This is a genomic window from Sutcliffiella sp. NC1 (assembly GCF_027594365.1).
Taxonomy (GTDB): domain Bacteria; phylum Bacillota; class Bacilli; order Bacillales; family Bacillaceae_I; genus Sutcliffiella; species Sutcliffiella cohnii.
Map to the genome: position 1 here is coordinate 3358023 of NZ_CP115153.1, position 20675 is coordinate 3378697.

General features: G+C 35.7%; 19 protein-coding genes and 2 riboswitches. Of the genes, 10 read left to right on the forward strand and 9 right to left on the reverse strand.

Annotated elements, in window-relative coordinates; genetic code table 11:
• The first annotated feature begins 1 nt into the window (after position 1).
• Positions 2–1114: a GerAB/ArcD/ProY family transporter gene (locus O1A01_RS17570; protein WP_270064594.1), complete on the forward strand. Its 1113-nt coding sequence runs from the start codon at positions 2–4 to the stop codon at positions 1112–1114.
• Entirely contained in the window at positions 1111–2205 is a 1095-nt protein-coding gene (locus tag O1A01_RS17575; protein WP_066418509.1) for a Ger(x)C family spore germination protein, read from the forward strand. Before O1A01_RS17570 ends, O1A01_RS17575 begins: the two co-directional genes overlap by 4 nt.
• Before the next feature lie 183 nt (positions 2206–2388).
• On the opposite strand, the gene O1A01_RS17580 is transcribed toward O1A01_RS17575, so the two are convergent.
• Entirely contained in the window at positions 2389–2829 is a 441-nt protein-coding gene (locus O1A01_RS17580; RefSeq protein ID WP_066418515.1) for a pyridoxamine 5'-phosphate oxidase family protein, read from the reverse strand.
• A gap of 192 nt (positions 2830–3021) precedes the next feature.
• Between O1A01_RS17580 and O1A01_RS17585 the strand changes: the two genes are divergently transcribed.
• Positions 3022–3615, forward strand: a complete 594-nt coding sequence (locus O1A01_RS17585; RefSeq protein WP_066418518.1) for a TetR/AcrR family transcriptional regulator — start codon at positions 3022–3024, stop codon at positions 3613–3615.
• 73 nt (positions 3616–3688) lie between these two features.
• The gene (locus O1A01_RS17590; RefSeq protein WP_270064595.1) at positions 3689–3826 is read left to right on the forward strand and encodes an anti-repressor SinI family protein; all 138 of its coding nucleotides are present in this window, start codon (positions 3689–3691) and stop codon (positions 3824–3826) included.
• 75 nt (positions 3827–3901) lie between these two features.
• Here O1A01_RS17590 and O1A01_RS17595 read toward each other — a convergent pair whose 3' ends face one another.
• From O1A01_RS17595 to O1A01_RS17605, 3 genes are all read right to left on the reverse strand, one after another.
• A complete protein-coding gene (locus O1A01_RS17595; protein WP_066418520.1) occupies positions 3902–4516 on the reverse strand; it encodes a VanZ family protein in 615 nt (204 codons plus the stop codon).
• A gap of 137 nt (positions 4517–4653) precedes the next feature.
• Entirely contained in the window at positions 4654–7221 is a 2568-nt protein-coding gene (locus O1A01_RS17600) for a vitamin B12-dependent ribonucleotide reductase (protein ID WP_066418527.1), read from the reverse strand.
• A gap of 415 nt (positions 7222–7636) precedes the next feature.
• The gene (locus O1A01_RS17605) at positions 7637–8473 is read right to left on the reverse strand and encodes a lipoate--protein ligase family protein (RefSeq protein WP_270064596.1); all 837 of its coding nucleotides are present in this window, start codon (positions 8471–8473) and stop codon (positions 7637–7639) included.
• 143 nt (positions 8474–8616) lie between these two features.
• Between O1A01_RS17605 and O1A01_RS17610 the strand changes: the two genes are divergently transcribed.
• A complete protein-coding gene (locus O1A01_RS17610; protein WP_270064597.1) occupies positions 8617–8997 on the forward strand; it encodes a rhodanese-like domain-containing protein in 381 nt (126 codons plus the stop codon).
• 373 nt (positions 8998–9370) lie between these two features.
• Here O1A01_RS17610 and O1A01_RS17615 read toward each other — a convergent pair whose 3' ends face one another.
• The 4 genes from O1A01_RS17615 to gcvT form a co-directional block, all read right to left on the reverse strand.
• Positions 9371–9865 (reverse strand): DinB family protein, encoded by a 495-nt coding sequence (locus O1A01_RS17615; protein ID WP_270064598.1) that lies wholly within the window; start codon positions 9863–9865, stop codon positions 9371–9373.
• A 186-nt stretch (positions 9866–10051) separates the two neighbouring features.
• Positions 10052–11518 (reverse strand): aminomethyl-transferring glycine dehydrogenase subunit GcvPB, encoded by a 1467-nt coding sequence (gene gcvPB, locus O1A01_RS17620; protein WP_270064599.1) that lies wholly within the window; start codon positions 11516–11518, stop codon positions 10052–10054.
• Positions 11511–12857, reverse strand: coding sequence for an aminomethyl-transferring glycine dehydrogenase subunit GcvPA (gcvPA, locus tag O1A01_RS17625; RefSeq protein ID WP_270064600.1), 1347 nt, complete (start codon positions 12855–12857; stop codon positions 11511–11513). The genes gcvPB and gcvPA overlap by 8 nt, the downstream gene beginning before the upstream one ends.
• Positions 12858–12870: 13 nt before the next feature.
• Positions 12871–13974, reverse strand: coding sequence for a glycine cleavage system aminomethyltransferase GcvT (gene gcvT, locus O1A01_RS17630; RefSeq protein ID WP_066416494.1), 1104 nt, complete (start codon positions 13972–13974; stop codon positions 12871–12873).
• 117 nt (positions 13975–14091) lie between these two features.
• Positions 14092–14182, reverse strand: a riboswitch (glycine riboswitch).
• A 3-nt stretch (positions 14183–14185) separates the two neighbouring features.
• Positions 14186–14280, reverse strand: a riboswitch (glycine riboswitch).
• Between the two features lie 255 nt (positions 14281–14535).
• On the opposite strand from gcvT, the gene O1A01_RS17635 reads away from it, so the two are divergent.
• Both O1A01_RS17635 and O1A01_RS17640 read left to right on the forward strand, forming a co-directional pair.
• Complete coding sequence (locus O1A01_RS17635) at positions 14536–16233, forward strand: DEAD/DEAH box helicase (protein WP_270064601.1); 1698 nt, start codon at positions 14536–14538, stop codon at positions 16231–16233.
• Complete coding sequence (locus O1A01_RS17640; protein ID WP_270064602.1) at positions 16211–17011, forward strand: YqhG family protein; 801 nt, start codon at positions 16211–16213, stop codon at positions 17009–17011. Before O1A01_RS17635 ends, O1A01_RS17640 begins: the two co-directional genes overlap by 23 nt.
• A gap of 61 nt (positions 17012–17072) precedes the next feature.
• Here O1A01_RS17640 and O1A01_RS17645 read toward each other — a convergent pair whose 3' ends face one another.
• On the reverse strand, positions 17073–17369 hold the full coding sequence (locus tag O1A01_RS17645) for a DUF5658 family protein (RefSeq protein ID WP_270064603.1): 297 nt from the start codon (positions 17367–17369) through the stop codon (positions 17073–17075).
• Between the two features lie 190 nt (positions 17370–17559).
• On the opposite strand from O1A01_RS17645, the gene O1A01_RS17650 reads away from it, so the two are divergent.
• From O1A01_RS17650 to O1A01_RS17660, 3 genes are all read left to right on the forward strand, one after another.
• Entirely contained in the window at positions 17560–17943 is a 384-nt protein-coding gene (locus O1A01_RS17650; protein ID WP_066416487.1) for a cytochrome c oxidase subunit II, read from the forward strand.
• Between the two features lie 129 nt (positions 17944–18072).
• Entirely contained in the window at positions 18073–19827 is a 1755-nt protein-coding gene (locus tag O1A01_RS17655) for a sensor histidine kinase (protein WP_270064604.1), read from the forward strand.
• Positions 19793–20542 (forward strand): LytR/AlgR family response regulator transcription factor, encoded by a 750-nt coding sequence (locus tag O1A01_RS17660; RefSeq protein WP_425319500.1) that lies wholly within the window; start codon positions 19793–19795, stop codon positions 20540–20542. The genes O1A01_RS17655 and O1A01_RS17660 overlap by 35 nt, the downstream gene beginning before the upstream one ends.
• Positions 20543–20675 lie beyond the last annotated feature (133 nt).

The following is a 20675-nucleotide window of genomic DNA, read 5'->3' on the forward strand; positions in this document are numbered from 1 at the left end:
CATGGACAAGGGAAGATTTAAAAAACTCAATAAGTACCATGTTATATTCCTCGTACAAAATATTATGATCGGAATTGGGCTTTTAACCCTTCCAAAGGACATTAGTAATGTCGGAAACAACCAATGGATTGTCCCCTTTTTGTTAGGTGTTATTGCCAATATTTCTATTTTCCCAATTGTCTATATAGGAAGAAAATTCCCAAATGACCCTTTTTTTATTGTTATTGAGAAACTATGGGGGAAAATTTTAGGGACAATTGTTCATTTATTAATTATATTTTATGGAATTTTACAAGTAGGTAATGTAATTCATTCATACTTAAGACTAGTCCAAACGGTTGCATTACCGAATTATACAGTATCATTTATGTCTATTGCTCTTTACATTCCATTAGTCACCATTGTCCTAGGGGGAATAAAATCTATTGCTCGGTTTTGTATGTTTTCTTTTTTCTTTACAGCCTGGATGATGATTTTTACAAAGTGGGCATTTCAAGCTGGGCACTGGGTTAATGTTATTCCTACATGGGAAGTAAGTTTATTGGAATGGGGCAAGTCTATCCATTATGGATTTGAAGCGTTTTTCGGTTTTGGCATATTAGCATTTTTCTTTCCCTATATCATGGATCAAAAAAGGGCATTTCTACATGCTAGCATTGGTATTTGGATTGTAGTTATTATATACGTTATTATATCGCTAGCTAGCGTAGTTTACTTTTCTGAATGGCAGCTTACTAATTTGCTATTTCCTCTACTTAATCTATTTCAAGCTGTAAAACTACCGTTTATAGAAAGAGTAGAGGTTTTCGGCACCTCACTTTGGGCATTTTTAATTTTATCTACTTCTGCAGCGTATTTATGGATCTCTAAAAAGGGATTTGATGCTATTTTCTCCAAAAATAAAAATCGTACTTGGCATCTTTACGCAGTCGCTTTTCTATCATGGATACTATTTAACGGCCCTATTCCCTTCCAAATACAACTACTTCTTTTCGATGAATGGAATATTTTTTATGGGTACTTTATGTTAGCTATCCCTTATCTATTAATGATCACTTATTTATTAAAAAATATAATGGATAAATCTTCTCGTAAAGGAGGGTTCACTTCTTGAAACCGAAACTTCTTATCGCCTTTTTGTTATTACCTATTGTAGTTAGTTGTCAAAATCCAAATGTAGAGTATCCGGTTATAGAAGATTTAGGGATGGTTGGGATAATGGGTTTTGATTATGTTGATGAAAGACAAGTAAAAGTAACTATGACACTTTCTCCTACGAGAGAGGAAGAAAAAGAAAAAGTACAGCAAGGGACATCAACAGTGGAAGTTCCACATCAGGCAGTGTTAGAAATGTCAACAATATCTGAAAAAATACTATCACTAGCTCAATTAAGGGTATTATTGTTTAGTGAGGAGTATGCCGCTAAAGTTGGAATTTGGGAGACGATTGAACATCTTTATAGAGATCCTAACGTCGGGGCTAATGTGTTCGTCGCTGTTATTAGTGGTTCTGCTGAAGAAGCTCTCTCGCTACCATATGAAGACAAGCCTGAAATTAATGTGTACCTTAATGAACTATTAACACCGAGAATAGCAGTCGCGTTTAATCCTTTTACTACAATACATGATTTTATTTATCGGCTTACAGACAATATCTCAGATCCTACCACCCCTTACTTAGAAGTAATCAATGAAAACTCGCTAAAAATTACGAGAGTAGCATTATTTAAAGGGGATAAATTTATTTCCACTATAAGTCCCGAAGAAGCAAAATTAGTAGAAGCATTAAAAAAAAGAAGAAACATTCCTGATATGAGCATTTCATTAAATGAAGGGGTTACGACATTACGATTTGTCAAAACCCGAATATTAATTGAAACAAATGGAGATTTACAAAACTTAACTATTTCAACTAATTTATTTGTTAACGGAAGTGTAATTGACTACGAGGGGCATAAAAAGTTGGATACGTTACAAAACCAAGTGGAATTAGAACAAAAAGTGAGCGAGCAGCTGAATGAACAGCTAAGAAAAGTAATTAAGCACTTTCAAGAGTTAGAAATTGATCCAATTGGGTTAGGAGAAAAAGTAAAAGTACGAAATAGTAGCAACTGGACAAAAGAAAACTGGAACAAGGTTCTAAAGGATGCTGAAATTAAAACGAATGTAAAAGTAACAATTGTCTCACCTGGAACAATTAGTTAACTTTTCAGTAGAGGGTTGTTAATAAAAACCATTAGAATAAACCGTTATCTCCCACCTAAACAGATGTTATATATACCGTGGAGGTGGGAGAACACTAATTCTTATACATGGCAAAACGCGGGAAGGAATTATAGAATTTCTTCTAGTCTTATATCGAATATTAATTATAAATCAACTATACGATTAGTTAATACTATATGATTGATCTCTAACCACTACCGTCTCAGGTTTGAAACGTATTAAAACATTACTGTCATCCAAATGTTTAAATCGTGGATCCCATTGTTCCATATTCTCTCCTAAATATTTCGCCAACAATCGATTTGCAATTGTATGATTAAATGGCTCAACAGTGGCAACACCTCTAAAACCCGCATGCAATACGAGACCGGTTTTCACGTCGAAATCTACGATACCGATAGCACAGTTTCTATTTACCCTTATTCTCTTTGGAAAACTATCGGAAGAAGTCCCTATAATCCAAAGTATGTTATTATTCCAAAGAAACCAAACTGGGGAATCTCTTGGAAAGTCCTCTTCGACTGTCGACAAATGCGCGAACAAAGGCTTAGCTAGGAACTGTTCCAAATCGAAACTTCTTTTCTTATCTTTAATAATTTTCACTTTTAAAACCTCTCTTTAAAAAAAGTTCATTAATTATCATTTAAAGTTATTTGTTCTTGTACCTCTTACTTCTAATCGAACTTTAACATTATTATGAACTATTTGAAATATTTTGTAAAAAACAACTTGACGAGATTAAACTTCTTATAAGATAATACTCTTGAGTAATATAATGGAATGAGGGTTTACATAATGGGAAAAAGGGGCCGTAAGCAAGGTTCCAGTGGCGAGCATAGTAAGGCTCAATTACTATCGATAGCAGCTGATGAATTTGCAGAACATGGATATTTCTCAACGAAAATAAGCACAATTGTGAAAAAAGCTGGAGTTACGCAACCTACCTTTTATCTTTATTTTCCTAGTAAAGAAGCAATATTTCAGGAATTAGTTGGCTTGTTTCGAAACAAATTTGCTCTCCTTACGAAAAAAAGCCGACTAGAAACAGGGCTAGAATTAGATTCCCTTCCAGGAAGAATTGCCATCGGCTTAACTGCAATTTTTCAATTTTTTTATGACAATCGAAGCTTAACTAAAATTGGACTTTATCTGTCTGATGATGCAGAAGAGATAAAAAATGATATTGTCCAGCTAATCACGGAAAACTTAGAGTCTGAACAGAGAGATGGATACTTTCGGACGAATGTGGAAATGCGTACGGTTGCAGAGAGTTTAGTTGGTATTATGGAACGTCTTACTGCCACTTATTTGTTTCAAGATAAAAAAAAGCCTGAGGAATTAGCAAGAGAAATTGTTGATCTTTTATTATACGGGTTGCAAGTTAAATAACATATTTCGTTTCTACTAGAGAAAGACTGTGCTTAGGTTGTTTTACTAGCCTTTAATATTGGGGATGATTTGAATGGAAACGGTAAAGGAAAAAAGTTATGATATGCTAGACCCAGACTGGATTGAGCTTCTTTTAATCGCGAAAGAAATTGGCTTAACGATAGAACAAGTGAAGGAATTTTTGCACGAAAAGAGCATAAATGACCGATAGAATTCAGATGATTGTGGTGCAATAAGACTAGAATGAACATCTAGTATTCTAGTCTTTTATTTACTGTATATTTCCCTATCCCCAAACTTTCTTATTCCCCTTTAATCTCCTATTAATCTTCCTTTTAATAAAGACAAACATCCCATAACCAATCATAACTCCAATTGTGTTCAAAATAACATCATCAATATCTGTACTTCGTCCGATAAATAATTGTGTTATTTCGATGAAACATGTAACCGCTAGAGCAACTACTGATATCTTTTTAAGCGAACGCACTCTTCGATAAAGAAGAGGAACGAAAATTCCAATCGGTGTAAAAACAAACATATTCCCAAATATATTAACCATTGATAAACTACTCCAATTGTCTATGTTAGGATTTGCTTGAAGATATAGGAAAAGTGTCCGAAACGGGATGATATTGACGCTAGCTATTTCATTTGACCATTGTACATTAAAATAAAATTCTCCCGTCGAACTAATAATCCCCGCATCCCATTTTGGAATAATCGTTTGGGATGCTACTGCAATGATGTAAAGAGAAAAAAAGCCTAATAGCAACTCTCGCCCTACACTTGCTTGTTGTTTTTTCCTTTTCATATAAACAAATCTACCTATTATATAAAAAGGGACAGCAATTACCATATACTCTATCATTTTGTATACATATAACAGTATTAAACTCATATTCCCTCCGTTACTTCATCTTATATGTAATTTAATTGCAGTTTTAATAATACCACAATTTGGAATATTACTTTTAAAAAAGTAGCTCGTCCTAACATCTTTTTTCGTTAGGACGAGCTACTTAATTTCTCAAACGTTTATAAACCACATTTTAATTGCGCGCCGCAATCCGTACACGTGTTACAGCCGCCAATTTCTTTTACTTCCCCTACACGACAAACTGGGCAAGTGTTACCAACTTCAGAACCGAAAGTAACATTAGTCGAGCGCAGGTCATGAATTGTTTCAACTAGTACTACTGGCTTTTTCTCTTCTTCCACCATCTCTAATTGTTCTGTTACATCTCCAGCAAAGTTTTCCTCTGCTTTTAAAGTTAGAACTTGTGTGTCACGGCTACCATCCACGTAAACCGTACCACCTTTTGCACCACCTTTATATAGACGCTCGTATACTTTCTTTACTTGATCTACTGAATATCCTTTAGGAGCATTAACTGTTTTACTAATAGAGCTATCAATCCAATTTTGGATAATACATTGAACATCCGCGTGCGCCTCTGGGGATAATTCCATTGCGGAAATAAACCACTCCGGTAATTCCTCTGGATTAGCTTCAGGATGACGATCTAAATATTCTTGAACGATATCAGCTTTTACTTCCATGAACTTCCCTAAACGACCACTACGGAAATAAGAGAAGGAGAAGTATGGCTCTAATCCTGTCGATACTCCAACCATCGTTCCAGTAGAACCTGTAGGAGCAACAGTTAACAAGTGAGAGTTACGGATTCCATAAGCTTTAATGTTTTCTTTAACATCTTCAGGCATTTTACTCATGAAACCAGTTTGTGTAAACGCCTCACGTAATTTAGCTGTCTCTTCCTCTGTTTCGCCAACTAAGAATGGGAAGCTACCTTTTTCTTTCGCAAGCTCAATCGAAGCGCGGTATGCAGTTGTTGCGATCGTTTCAAATACTTCATCAACTAATTTGTTACCTTCATCTGAACCGTAAACAGATTCACAGTAAATGAGAAGATCATGTAACCCCATAACACCTAAACCAACACGTCTTTCTCCTAACGCTTGCTTTTTGTTTTCTTCTAAGAAGTAAGGTGTTGCATTAATAACGTTATCTTGCATTCTTACTCCGACTTCTACTGTACGCTTTAGTTTTTCGAAGTCGACTGTTTTTGTTTCTTTATTTGCCATTTCAGCAAGGTTTACCGCTGCTAAGTTACATACAGAGTAAGGAGCTAGCGGCTGTTCTCCACATGGATTAGTTGCTACAACTTGTTGACCGTATGCTTTTGCATTTGTCATGTCATTCGCATTATCCATGAAGAAAATTCCTGGTTCTGCGGAGTATGTTGCACAAATATTAACTAAATTCCACAGTTCACGAGCTTTAATTGTGCGATACACACGTACGCCGTGACCTTGCTTTTCCCACTCACGAACGTCACCTACTTGATGCCATTCGTTGTTGTAGTGTTCCATTTCTTCTTTGGAATAGTTTTCAACACTTGGGAAACGAAGGTCGTACTCACTATCGGTATCAACTGCTTCCATGAACTCTTTTGTTAAGCAGATGGAAATGTTTGCTCCTGTTAAGAACTCCGAATTGTGAACAGAGTATGTTCCGCCTTCTCTTAACTTAAGTTCTGCATCTCTAATAATCCCTTCACTGAAACCACCGTATCCAGGAATATGTTTGTAATTTACAATACCTTGATACATTGACTCTTCTTGTAGAGTTAACGGTGTAAATTTCAGCTTATCTTCCGCTGCCTTTTTTATACCTTCATCGTTTGTGTTTTCAATTAAATAACGTAGTATTCTAGGATTTTGCATTTTTGAAATAATGAACTCAATAATATCAGGATGCCAGTCGGCTAACATGATCATTTGAGCTCCGCGTCTGGATCCACCTTGCTCAACAAGATGTGTAAGTTTAGCAATGTCATCTAACCATGAAACAGAACCAGATGATTTACCGTTTACACCGCGAGCTAGTGTATTTCTTGGACGAAGTGTCGATCCGTTTGTACCTACACCGCCACCACGGCTCATGATTTCCATAACTTGTTTACGGTGCTCGGAAATACCTTCACGTGAATCTTGAACGAAAGGCATTACGTAACAGTTAAAGAATGTAACTTCCGTGCCTGAGCCAGCCCCATATAATACGCGCCCAGCTGGTACAAAGTTCATTGATACTAGCTCCTGGTAAAACTTCTCAGTCCATTCTTTACGTTTTTCTTCCGTTTTTTCTACTGATGCTAAACCTGTTGCATTTCTTTTTGCAATTTGTTCGTAGAAGATCTCAAGAGGTTTTTCAATAACATCAAGAGACCGTTCTACGATTCCTGTTTCTATTTCTACTTCTTTTGATAGTACACCACGATATTCTTCTTCTACTAAAACTTTTGCTTTATTGGTAGTCCAATCTATACTTTGTATAAATCCTAATCCTCTTGCTGGGAATTTTGGATCTTCTTTTATCGTTAGCACAACAAAGTCGCCTTCCGACAGTGTACGCTTTTCTGTATCTTTAAAAGCGTATCTATCTAACATTACTAAACGAGAAACACCTTTATGAGTAAGCTTCATGTCGTCAGTAATTTCATGTACTTGAGGGAATTGCTGAATATCTTTATTTAATTTCTCTCTATTCAGCTTTGATTGTTCATTAAGTGATATAACCATCATCACAACTCCTTATTCTACTAATCTTCTATATGACTATTTAAAAGTATAATCATAAAATAACACATCTATTGATGAACTTTCAACATAAAACAACTATATATAGTATATATTTTATCAACAAGAACACAACATATTGATTCAAGACCTACTATTTCTCTATTTGTCAAATCGCTAAATAATAAAAAAACAGAGATAAAATGAGAGAAATTAAGATTTAATCCTTTTCATGACGAATTTTGCGATATTTTGTAGGTTGAAAAATATCCACTACTATTAATAACTTGATGTATCAAGCTTTCTCGAAATCGATATCCAAAATAAAAATAAATATTTTTTTCGTCAAAACATGTTTACTTTTAATTGTAATCATGTTAACGACGGTAAAAATAAAAAGGTACCGAGAATTAACTCGTTACCTTTTAAAATTCCATTCTTTTGTAGCGTATTTTTCATTTGCTAGCTTTTCTACATATTGTATTTCACTTTCAGAAAGTTCATAACGTTCTAGATGAATGTTTAACCCTTTTTCAAATCCTTCTTTAAAAGCTATTTTAGCTTCTTCCATCGAAACAGGAGTTTTTCTTAAAGCATTAATTGCAACTGCTTTATTTTTAAAATTCCGTTTCATTCGTTCTTTTACACGATCGTTGGGATATACAAAAAGACTAAACAACAAATCTTCATCTATATCTAGTAAAATCGAGCCATGTTGTAAAATAACACCTTTTTGCCTCGTTTGGGCACTTCCTGCTACTTTTCTACCTTCAACAACTAACTCGTACCATGAAGGCGCATCAAAGCATACTGCTGACCGGGGATTTTTCAATCCATCTTTTTCTTCCTCAGTTCTCGGAATGGCAAAATAAGCGTCCAAATCAAGCTGTTTAAACCCTTCTAATATGCCTTCTGAAATGACTCGATAAGCTTCTGTAACAGTTTTAGGCATTTCTGGATGTTCTTCGGACACAATAACGCTATATGTTAATTCTTTGTCATGTAAAACACCTCGTCCACCCGTTGGTCTTCTTACAAACCCTAACGTATTTTGTTTGACTGCATCCATGTTAATTTCTTTATCTACCTTTTGAAAGTAGCCAATCGAAAGCGTAGGTGGGTTCCATCCGTAAAATCGAATGGTAGGAGGGATTTTCCCTTCACTATGCCAATCTAATAAGGCCTCATCAAGAGCCATATTAAAAAATGGGGATTGGTTGCCAGAATCAATATATCTCCAAGTTTCTTTCGCCATTTATGTTTTCCTCTCTTACTATGTATATAATGTAAGTCTAGCAAAAGATATACTAACTCGCAAAATTTTTAGTTAGAAGATGACTTTTTCGACAACCTTTTATATAATTATTTAGTACACATAGAAAAGAGGGGTTGAATACGTTGACATCATTATATGTTTTACTTGGAATAGTAGTTGCGATTATTATCTATTCTGTTATTGTTTATTTCTATCAAAGAAAAATATTAAAAACACTATCTGAGGAAGAATTCCGTGCAGGGTACCGTAAAGCACAGTTAATTGATATAAGAGAACCGAAGGAATTTGATGGTGGCCATATTTTAGGTGCTAGAAATATTCCGTTATCTCAGTTAAAAATGCGTATGAATGAGATCCGTCCTGACAAACCAGTTTATTTCTATTGTCAAAACTCTATGCGTAGTGGCCGTGCAGCACAAATGCTGCATCGTAAAGGCTATAAAGAGCTTTACCAATTACAAGGCGGATTTAAAAAATGGACAGGAAAGATTAAAACGAAATAATTACAAAGGCGGAGGCGCATCGCCCTGACCCGTACAAACTGGACTGTTCCGGTAGGAGATAAAGGAAACACTTTGGGAAACGTTAGTTGAGTCGATGTTGACTTATCGCACGGACGGAACGGGAAGTTTGATAGGGTCAATGCGCCGGAGCTAGACGAACAAAAGCGGAGGCGGCTCGTTCAGGTCCAATCAAACTGGAGCTTTTCCGCAGGAGATAAAGGAAACACAGCGAACGATAGAGAGCTGATGTTGACTTATCGTACGGAGGAAAAGCGAAGTTTGAGCCGGACCTAGCCGCCGGAGCTAGACGTAACAAAGTAAAATTGTAATTACAAATATTATAAGACTGCTCAAAACCTTGAGCAGTCTTTTGTTATTTCGATGATTGTAATATTTCTTCTATTTGATGTATATGGCGTTTTTCATGAAAACCGATTAGTTCAATCCACTTTCCAACTGTTAATTCCCCCATCCATCGGTGGGGACTAGTATACTGGTTCCAATCATTGGATGGAGTTGATCTTACAAACTCATCTAGTTCTTCCCTTGATTCACTTAATAATTGGATTAATTCATTTTTGCCATACGTATTACCTGTTGGACAAATGTCATTAGGAGCACTAATCTTACGCGTACGGTCCATAAGAAAAGACAAGTCAAAATCGGGGTTAGCTTTTTCTTTCTGATTCATTTGTATTGCTACAGCTTCCTTTATAATGCCAACAAATTTCCTTTCAGTAAGATATAAGTGCTCTAATATTTCTCCTATCGTCCACCCGTCGAGTTTTTTAATAAGGTCTTGCTCATTTAATTTCTCAATATTATGTAATAAATCTTGTCGAATCTGTTTGGTTTGTTCATAGTACATTTTGACTCATCTCCTTTAATAAATGATTACGCTTACTTTATTATAATTGATTTTAGTACGTTTTATGAAGAATAACACTCAATGTTTTAGCCTCAACACAAATGTTTATAAGCCATCTCTAATGTCCCTGAAAAGATGCCTACCTTCACATATAAAAGAAGAAGACCGATCACTCGGTCTTCTTTATTATTCTGGTTGATAACGTAATATTGGTTTACGCGCAGCCATCGTCTCGTCTAAGCGACCAATTACAGTAGTATGTGGTGCTTCTTGAACGATTTCTGGGTTTTCTTCTGCTTCCTTTGCAATTTGAATCATCGCTTCAATGAATTCATCTAGCGTTTCTTTAGACTCTGTTTCAGTCGGCTCAATCATAATACACTCTTCCACGTTAAGCGGGAAGTAGATTGTTGGTGGATGATAGCCAAAGTCTAGTAAACGTTTCGCGATATCAAGCGTACGTACTCCTAGTTTCTTTTGGCGCTTCCCTGATAGAACGAACTCATGCTTACAATGACGATCAAATGGTAGATCATAATGTTCCGCTAAACGACGCATCATGTAGTTCGCATTTAGTACAGCATATTCTGTTACAGCTTTTAAGCCATCTGGACCCATTGTACGGATGTATGTGTATGCACGAACGTTAATGCCGAAGTTTCCGTAATAAGGTTTTACACGACCGATGGATTGTGGACGATCATAATCAAAGCCATACTCACCATTTTCGCGTTGGACAACTAATGGTTTAGGAAGATACGGAATTAAGTCAGCTTTCACTCCAACTGGACCAGAACCTGGACCACCACCACCATGAGGGCCAGTGAATGTTTTATGCAAGTTTAAGTGAACAACGTCAAATCCCATATCTCCAGGACGAGCTTTACTTAAAACAGCGTTTAAGTTAGCACCGTCGTAATATAATTTACCGCCAACACCGTGGATAATTTCTGCCATTTCTAAAATATTCTCTTCAAATAGTCCTAGTGTGTTCGGGTTCGTTAACATTAATGCTGCCGTATCTGGACCAACAACACGTCTTAAATCTTCTAAATCTACTAATCCATTTTCGTCGGATTTTACTGTGATAGTTTCAAACCCTGCAACAGTCGCTGAAGCTGGGTTCGTACCGTGTGCAGAATCCGGAACGATAACTTTCGTACGATTTGTATCACCATTATTCTCGTGATACGCACGAATCATCATTAATCCAGTCCACTCACCGTGTGCACCAGCAGCTGGTTGAAGTGTCACTTCATCCATCCCAGTAATTTCTTTTAAATGTTGTTGAAGGTCATACATTAACCCTAGCGCACCTTGAACTGTGCTTTCATGTTGTAACGGGTGAATATGAGCAAATCCAGCAAAACGAGCTACGTTTTCATTGATTTTCGGATTATACTTCATTGTACAAGATCCAAGTGGATAGAAGCCAGAATCTACACCGTGGTTTCGGTTAGATAGTGCTGTGTAATGGCGCATAATATCTAGCTCAGATACTTCTGGTAAATTTGGTTCTTCTTGGCGTATATAATCGGCAGGAATAACGTCTTCCACATTAATAGTTGGAACGTCCATTTCCGGCAAGCTGTAGCCAATTCGGCCTTCTTTCGATAGTTCAAAAATTAACGGTTGGTTTCCTTGCTTATTCATTGCCATCCCCCAATTCTTTCACAAGTGTATCAATCTCATTTTTTGTACGTAGTTCAGTTACGGCAATTAACATGTGATTTTTCAAGTTTGGATCCGTTTGACCTAAATCATATCCTCCAATAATTCCTTTAGAGAGTAAATGTTCATTTATTTCTTCAATTGGTTTATTTAAGCTCACTACAAACTCGTTGAAGAATGGTCCCGAAAATGCTATTTGAACACCGCGCTGCTCAAGCTGTTGTTTCGCATAATGAGCTTTTTGTATATTTTGGGTAGCCATATCTTTTACACCTTGTTTCCCAAGGGCTGTCATCGCAACAGATGCAGCTAGTGCATTTAATGCTTGATTTGAACAAATATTAGAAGTCGCTTTATCTCGACGAATATGTTGTTCACGCGCTTGTAATGTTAATACGAAGCCTCGTTGACCTTTTTCATCTACTGTTTGACCTACTAAACGGCCAGGTACTTTTCTCATTAATTTAGATGTTACAGCAAAGTAACCACAATGTGGTCCACCGAATTGTGTTGGAATACCGAATGGTTGCGCATCTCCAACAACGATATCTGCCCCTAGTTTACCTGGAGGTGTTAACGCACCTAAAGAAAGTGGGTTAGACGAAACAACGAACATAGCTTTTTCTGCATGTACTATTTCTTCAATATCTTTCAGTTTTTCGATTTGTCCAAAGAAGTTAGGATATTGAACAAGTACTGCTGCCACGTCACTATCCATTAACTCTTTTAAAGATTCAAGGTCTGTTACACCGTCAACAGAAGGGACCTCTACTACTTCTACGTATTGACCACTTGCGTACGATTTTACAACATCTTTCGATTCTGGATGAACTGCGCTAGAAATTAATACTTTTTTCTTTCGAGTTTGACCGCATGATAGCATTGCTGCTTCCGCCAACGATGTTGCTCCATCGTACATAGAAGAGTTCGCTACTTCCATTCCTGTTAATTCACAAATCATCGTTTGGAATTCAAAAATGGCTTGTAATTCACCTTGAGAAATCTCAGGCTGGTATGGCGTATAAGCAGTGTAGAACTCGGAACGAGAAATAACATGATCCACAATAACTGGCATGTAATGGTCGTATACACCAGCACCTAAAAATGATGTATATTGCTTTAAGTTTTTGTTTTGATCTGCAAGTTGCTGCAATTCCTTCATTAATTCCGTTTCAGGTTTTGCTTTTTTTATGTTAAGTTCTCCTTGAAATCGAACTTTTTCTGGAATATCAGCAAACAATTCATCAATTGATGTAACACCAATTGTTTCTAACATTTCTTTTTGGTCAGTCTCTGTCATCGGTAAATAACGATGTTTCATGTTAGCTTCCCCCTTAATTTTTCGGACGTTTATAAAATGGAGTTTTTATAATCACTGCTTTTAAACGTTTCTTTCTCACTTGTACTTCTACTTCACGACCAAGCTCTGTGAATTCAGCTTTTAATAATGCTAAACCAATATTTTTCCCTAATGTTGGTGATTGAGTACCGGTAGTGATTTCACCAATTTTCTCATCACCCACAAATACTTCATAGCCATGACGTGGAATTCCTTTATCGATCATTTCGATACCAACTAGTTTACGAGGTGCACCATTTTCTTTTTGTTCTTTTAAAACTGCTTTTCCGAGAAAATCTTCCTCTTTATTCGGTTTAACAGCAAAACCAACTCCTGCTTCAATTGGAGTGATGTCTTTTGATAATTCTTGACCGTAAAGAGCAAGATTTGCTTCAAAACGAAGTGTATCTCTTGCACCAAGACCAATAGGAAGTACACCCAATTCTTTACCAGCTTCTAAAATAGCTGACCATAGTTTCGGAGCTGCCTCGTTTGAACAGTAAATTTCAAAACCGTCTTCTCCTGTATAGCCAGTTCTAGAAACTAATGTAGTTTCTCCAGCAACTTTAACACCATCTATAAATTTAAAAAACTTAATTTGTGATAAATCAGTCTCTGTTAGCTTTTGTAATGTTTGTTCTGCTAGTGGACCTTGAAGTGCTAATTGTGCAACGTTACTAGAGATGTTTACTATTTCAACATCTTCCGTTATATGTTCTATTAACCATTCATAATCTTTATCTGTATTCGCAGCATTAACAACTAGTAAATAGTCGTTGTCCGCCTTTTTATATATTAATAAATCATCTACTGTACCACCATTTGGATAGCACATTGCTGTATATTGCGCTCCACCGTCTTTCATTGTGGAAACGTCATTTGTCATCATTTTTTGTAAAAAGCGAAGACTTCCTGTACCTTTTACTTCAATTTCGCCCATGTGGGATACATCGAACAATCCAGCTTTCGTACGGACCGCTTCGTGTTCTTCTTTAATACTTGAAAACTGGACAGGCAATTCCCATCCGCCAAAATCGATTGTCTTACCTCCGTACTCTTTGTACAGGTCAAATATTGGAGTTCTACTTAATTGTGACACAGATTTGGCCCCCTTCACATTTTTAAAAGATTTACATTTTTTAAACAATTTGATAGAGATTTTTGTTTCTTTAATAAAAACAAAAAAGGACAGAAACCCCCCTTGTAAAAGTGAGTTCTCTGTCCTTGCACCTGAAAGTTTACCCTATTCGTATCGAATAAAGGCTTTCCCCTTTGGTGGTTCCCTAATAATGGAACGCTCTCCAGAGTTGCGTCCAGCAAGAGTCTTTTTACCTGAGAGATTCACAAATAATTTGCTTGCTCCTTCGGTGCTGTTAAAACTGACAGTCTCTCCCCTTGCCATCATTCGCTACATATTTAACGATAAAATGGGTCATAATAGAATGTATCAAATTAGTAAATAAATATTTGTAACATTCTATCGAATACTCACTATTATCCTACCACTTACACTAATAAAAAGGCAACAATAAATCCCTTAACGTTTTTATTTTTTTACTAGTATAAAGTTCGTCTTTTCTCCGAAGCAAACGATTACATATAAGCATATTATTAAATTTACAGTAAAAAAATATTTTTTATATAGAAAGGATGCTCTTCAATGAATTTAGAAATAAGCTTCGACTCGAGTTGGCAAGAAGATTTAATGAAAAGAATGGAGGATGATGGTCCTTGGTCGAACTTTGATTTATTTCAGCTTGCACTAGAAGCAGAGGAGCATATGGCGATTGAACAGTTTGAAGGGTTACAAGCTCCTAATTATTTACCAAACTTAACTCCATTGCCCCATCAATTAGAAGTAGCTAAAAAAGTAGTGGGTGAAATGAACGGAAAAGCAATTTTAGCTGATGAAGTAGGGCTCGGCAAAACGATTGAAGCTGGTCTAGTACTAAAAGAATATATGATTCGTGGCCTTGTAAAAAAAGTACTAATATTAGTACCTGCATCACTCGTTTCGCAATGGGCGATTGAATTAAATCAAAAATTTTATATACCTGCAATTGCCCAGAAAAAAAGCTATGTTTGGGAACAATGTGACGTAGTTGTTTCTTCTATTGATACCGCAAAAAGAAACCCTCATCGTGATATTATATTCGAACAACAATACGATATGGTCATTATTGATGAGGCTCATAAACTAAAAAATAATAAAACAAAAAACTATGAGTTTGTGCAAGCGCTAAAAAAGAAGTTTTGTTTATTATTAACAGCTACACCTATTCAAAATAAAGTCGAAGAAATATTTAACCTAGTTTCTTTATTAAAGCCTGGACATTTAGGAAGCGAACAATACTTTGAGGAAATATTCCAAGCGAAAGAGAGAAAACTCGAAAATGATGAGTATTTAAAAGAGCTAGTGAATAAAGTTATGATACGAAACCGTCGTGGTGATACAGGTATTGATTGGCCAAAACGACATGTGGAGTCTTGCATAATAGAATTCAACGAACAAGAACAACAGCTTTATCAAACAATTTGTGATTTAAAGCATAATGAAGAACTTCCTATTACGAGTCAATTTTCCATTTTGACATTGCAGCGAGAAGCGTGTAGTAGTCGAGAAGCCGTATTTTTCACATTAAAAAACATGGTTGAGCGCAAGACAAAAGAAGATCCAAATTATGAAGTTCCAGCAGTACTTCATAATATAAAAGAAAAAATTGATGCAGTAGCTGAAAACTCTAAAGCTCAGAAAGTATTAGAATTAATCCAAAAAATTGATGATAAAGTTATTATTTTTACGGAATACCGTGCAACACAGCTTTATTTACAATGGTTTCTTCAACAAAATGGGATTACGTCTGTACCGTTCCGCGGGGGATTTAAACGAGGAAAAAAAGATTGGATGAAAGAGCTCTTTAAAAACAGAGTACAAGTATTAATTGCGACCGAAGCTGGTGGTGAGGGTATTAACCTTCAATTTTGCAACCATATTATTAACTATGACTTGCCTTGGAATCCGATGAGATTAGAGCAACGAATTGGTAGGATTCACAGATTGGGGCAAGAAAAAGATGTTCATATTTATAACTTTGCAACGAAAAACACCGTGGAAGAACACATTTTAAAGCTATTATATGAAAAAATCCATCTATTCGAACGGGTTATTGGAGAGCTTGATGAAATTTTATCTAAGCTTGATATTAAAGATTTTGAAGATCAGATGGAAGACATTCTTCTTAACTCTAAGTCTGAAGGAGAAATGAAAATTAAAATGGAAAACTTATCATCGGTAATCCAATTTGCCGATCAGTTACGAAAGGAGTCACTAAATCATGCAGCAGCAGGAGATTCATAATTATTTAGAACGATATTTCACTGCGAATAATTGCGAAATTATCGAAAACGAGCAACACCATTTAACCGTGCAACTGACGATTGAAATGGATAAAGAATTAATGAATCGCCCCTTTTACTGGCATTATTTAGAGAAAACAGGTGGCGTTCCGAATCCAATGAAATTGACGCTAATAACGAATCAAAATGAAGCACCTGATGATATTAAAGGAGATGTCGTTCATTTCGGCTCTCCTCGCCTTCGTCAAATTTTTGAATCAACGAGAAAATTAGGTAACTACATTCGTCTTTATGAACATGTAAAAACAGTCCCACCTAACGGACATTTAGCACTACACCCTTGGTTAAATGTAAACTTGAAAATATCATATAAATGTGACCGTAAAAAAGATATGTTGAAATCTCTTGGCATCCATTTAATTTCCGGAGCAATTGTCGAACAATTCCAAGAAAAGATGAAAAACATTAGTGTAACTCCAAAAATTCCGGACTTTTGTTTTACGATGTCACCAATCATTAAACCGCAAAGTGGGCTATCAAGATTGGAGCATTACGTAAGAGGGTTTATTGCTAGCGATGATCATACATGGGCAGAAGAGGCACGTGAAAGATGGCAAAAGGATTTGAATTTACTCAATCACTTTTACGAGAATTTGGAGGAAAAGCCTGAAGTATACGAAACGGAAATGATCGCATTACAGGAACAATATGAACCAAAAATAGAAGTAGAAATTATTAATGGTGGGCTATTTTACTTAACACCGAATTTTATTAAATAAAAACAATAACAGGGCTGTCCAAAAAATGAGTATCGACTGATTTTTTGGACCCTTTTTTATGTTAAATCCAGTAATAAATCCAAACTAAATGGAGACAAGTTACATATGAATAACTAGCAATTGCAAAAATGGATAGTATTTTTACTAACCTAGTATTAGGTATTTGTTTTCTAATAAGAAAAATGAGTAGAAGGAAAGATAGAGTAATTTTTATAATTAAAAATAAATATGGATTGTGGGTGAATAGGAGTGACATAAGCGGATTGGCCTCTTCGATCATATTAAATTTCAACCCAATAAAAGTGAGAACTCCATCTATGCCGTTTAATATTAATAAACTTAAAAATAATCCGTACATAGTTCACCTCTTTTTTTCTTTCTATTCATTGTTCTTAATTAAGAACAATTATAACGTATTAACTTGAATTTATCCAGATGTCGTTCGTAAATAAGAAATATTTCATCCTTTAAAAATCGACACCGTCTCTTATTTTCCGTTATAATGTGTGTGATAAACATAATAAATTTATTAGAGAGGCATTGCGATTATGAAAAAACTTTTCTTTATTACTACTATTCTATTTCTTCTTATTTTATCCAGTTGTGGGCAGTCTAATACTATTACAACTGACGAAATAGTAGAAGTAGATAGAGAGATAACCATTACAGGTTATACCGGACCGGACATCGAAGATTTTCGATTTGAACCAGAGGAAATCGTACTAAAAAAAGGAGAAACAGTAAAATTCACCTTAAAAACTGACAATAACGTTTCTCACGGTATACAGTTTCATGGGACTAAGCTCATTCTTTCAGAAAGAGCTCCAGAAGTTTATACCGCAAACGAAGTTGGTGAATACAAAGGACTTTGTACAAAACTATGCGGTATCGGACATGCAACAATGACAATTTCGTTAATTGTAGAAGAATAAGTTTTAACCCCTACTTGTAGGAAGTGAGGGTTTTTCGCTTGTAAAAATACAGATTATGATATTTGTATAACCTATAAAAACCGCTATACTATTATTAAAATAATTGAAGAGTATTAAAGGAGATTTCCTATGTTCGAGCTATTAATTACAATGGTAGAAAGGTTAGGAATTATCGTAACCATCGCCTTTATCCTAACCCGATTCACTTTTTTTAGAGGAATGATATACCAAGATGAACTAAATCGAAAGCAACAATACATTGCCATTCTTTTCTTCGGCTTCTTCGGTATTATCGGAACCTATACAGGCTTAAGTTTAAGTACGGAAAGTTTACAGTTTAGCCGCTGGACCTCCGATCTTTCTACTGATGAAGCAATAGCAAATTCACGGGTAATTGGTGTTGTGTTAGCAGGTCTCTTAGGTGGATATAAAGTTGGTATAGGCGCTGGACTTATTGCAGGAATACATCGTTTTACGTTAGGTGGGTTTACTGCCTTTGCATGCGGTTTTGCTACAATTATCGCTGGAGTACTTTCCAGTTACTTTTATCGAAAAAATAAACATGTTAAATTACGTTCTGCCTTCATTATTGCAGCTTTTGCAGAAGGTATTCAAATGCTAGTAATTCTTCTCTTAGCCCGACCATTTGAACAGGCATGGACTTTAGTTAATATCATCGGGATTCCAATGATTATTGCGAACGGTCTTGGTTGTGCTCTTTTCCTTATGATTATAAAAAGTGTCATTAACGAAGAAGAAAAGGCAGGAGCTATGCAAGCACAAAAAACGTTACGAATTGCCGATAAAACGATTTCCCATTTAAAAAATGGACTCCACCTTCATTCGGCCCAAGCAGTATGTCAAATTATTCACGAAGAATTAAAAGCAAAAGCAGTTTCAATAACGAATACAACGGAAATATTAGCTCACGTAGGAGATGGAGATGATCATCATCGTGCAAAAATGCCCATCCAAACTCAAATTACAGTAGATACTATTCGTCAAGGTAAAATAATTGTTGCAACAAAAGAACAAATTCATTGTCGAGAAGCGCATTGTCCATTAGGAGCTGTAATAGTCGCACCATTAAAACAGCGTGGAAAAACGATTGGAACGTTAAAATTTTATTTTGGCTCGCAAAAAGAAATTACACCTGTCATCATGGAGCTTATTACAGGATTAAGTGCTCTGTTAAGTAATCAGCTCGAGGTTGCGGAGGCGGACAAGGCATATCAACTTGCTAAAGAGGCAGAAATTAATGCGTTACAAGCACAAATTAGTCCACATTTCCTTTTTAATACACTTAACACCATTTTATCTTTAGTTCGCATTAATCCTGACAAAGCTCGAAAGTTACTCGTATCGCTCTCGCATTTTTTACGGCAAAATCTTTCAGCAACAACACAAACTAAAACAACGCTTGAGCAAGAATTAAAACATGTGAAAGCTTATTTAGCGATAGAATCGACTAGATTTTCGAATAAACTTACCGTTTCATATAAAATAGAAGATGAAGCATTACAATCTCTCATCCCTCCTCTTACTCTTCAGCCACTTGTAGAAAATGCGATTAAGCATGGGATGAAGGAAAAAGAGAATGACTATAACGTTTCTATATGTATTGAAAGAGTTAAGGATAACGTTATCGTTGAAGTAAAAGATAATGGCAACGGAATGACAAAAGAACGATTAAAGGAAATTGGTACTACACCGATAGAGTCTGTTACAGGTAGTGGAGTTGCTTTATATAATGTAAATCGCCGTCTCACATTTTGTTATGGTGATGATTCAGCTTTGAAAATTATAAGTGAAGAAAATAAAGGTACGGAAATTTCTTTTTCTATTCCCTATGCGGAGGTGCAAAATAGTGGACCAAAAAATTAAAATACTCGTAGTCGATGATGAACCATATAGTCGTGAGGAATTAAAACATTTATTGAGCTTATTTCCTTCTACTCACATAGTTGGCGAAGCAGATTCTGGTGAGAGTGCTATTATGAAAACAATGCAACATCAACCAGATGTAGTCTTTCTAGATGTTGAGATGCCTAAGATGGATGGGATGACTGCAGCAAAATCGTTAATGGAGCTCAAAAAGCCGCCACTAATTGTGTTTGCAACTGCTTATCCACAATTCGCTGTCGAAGCGTTTCGATTTAACGCAATGGATTATTTACTTAAGCCTTTTGATGAAGAACAGCTGAAGGAAACGATTAACCGATTGGAACAACACTATCGTTCTATTGAAAAACAAGATGTTTCCAGGCCTACTGGAAAGCTAGCAGTAGAATGTGATGGAGAAATATTTTATCTTGAACCTAAAGAGATACTATATATATCTCGCGAAGAAAAACTGACAAAAATAGTAACAAAAAATAAAGAATTTGAAACAAAGACTCCATTAAAAGACTTAGAAACGAGACTAGTCACGTTTGGGTTCTTTCGAATTCATAAAAGCTTCCTCGTTAACTTGCACTATGTTTCAAGGTTGACTCCGTGGTTTAATGGAGCATACCAATTAGAGCTAGATGGTCGAGAAGAGCAGCTTTCTGTTAGTAGAAACTATGTAAAAGCGTTAAGAAAAAGGTTAGAAATATAAGCCGTATCTGTTTATTACTTTTTGCATGTTAATTGTATTTTTGAACATATTAAACTAATATTTCTACCTGTTAATCAAAATCCCTCCCTATTATCTCTTATTTATTTATACTAAATGTAAACGCATTCATTCA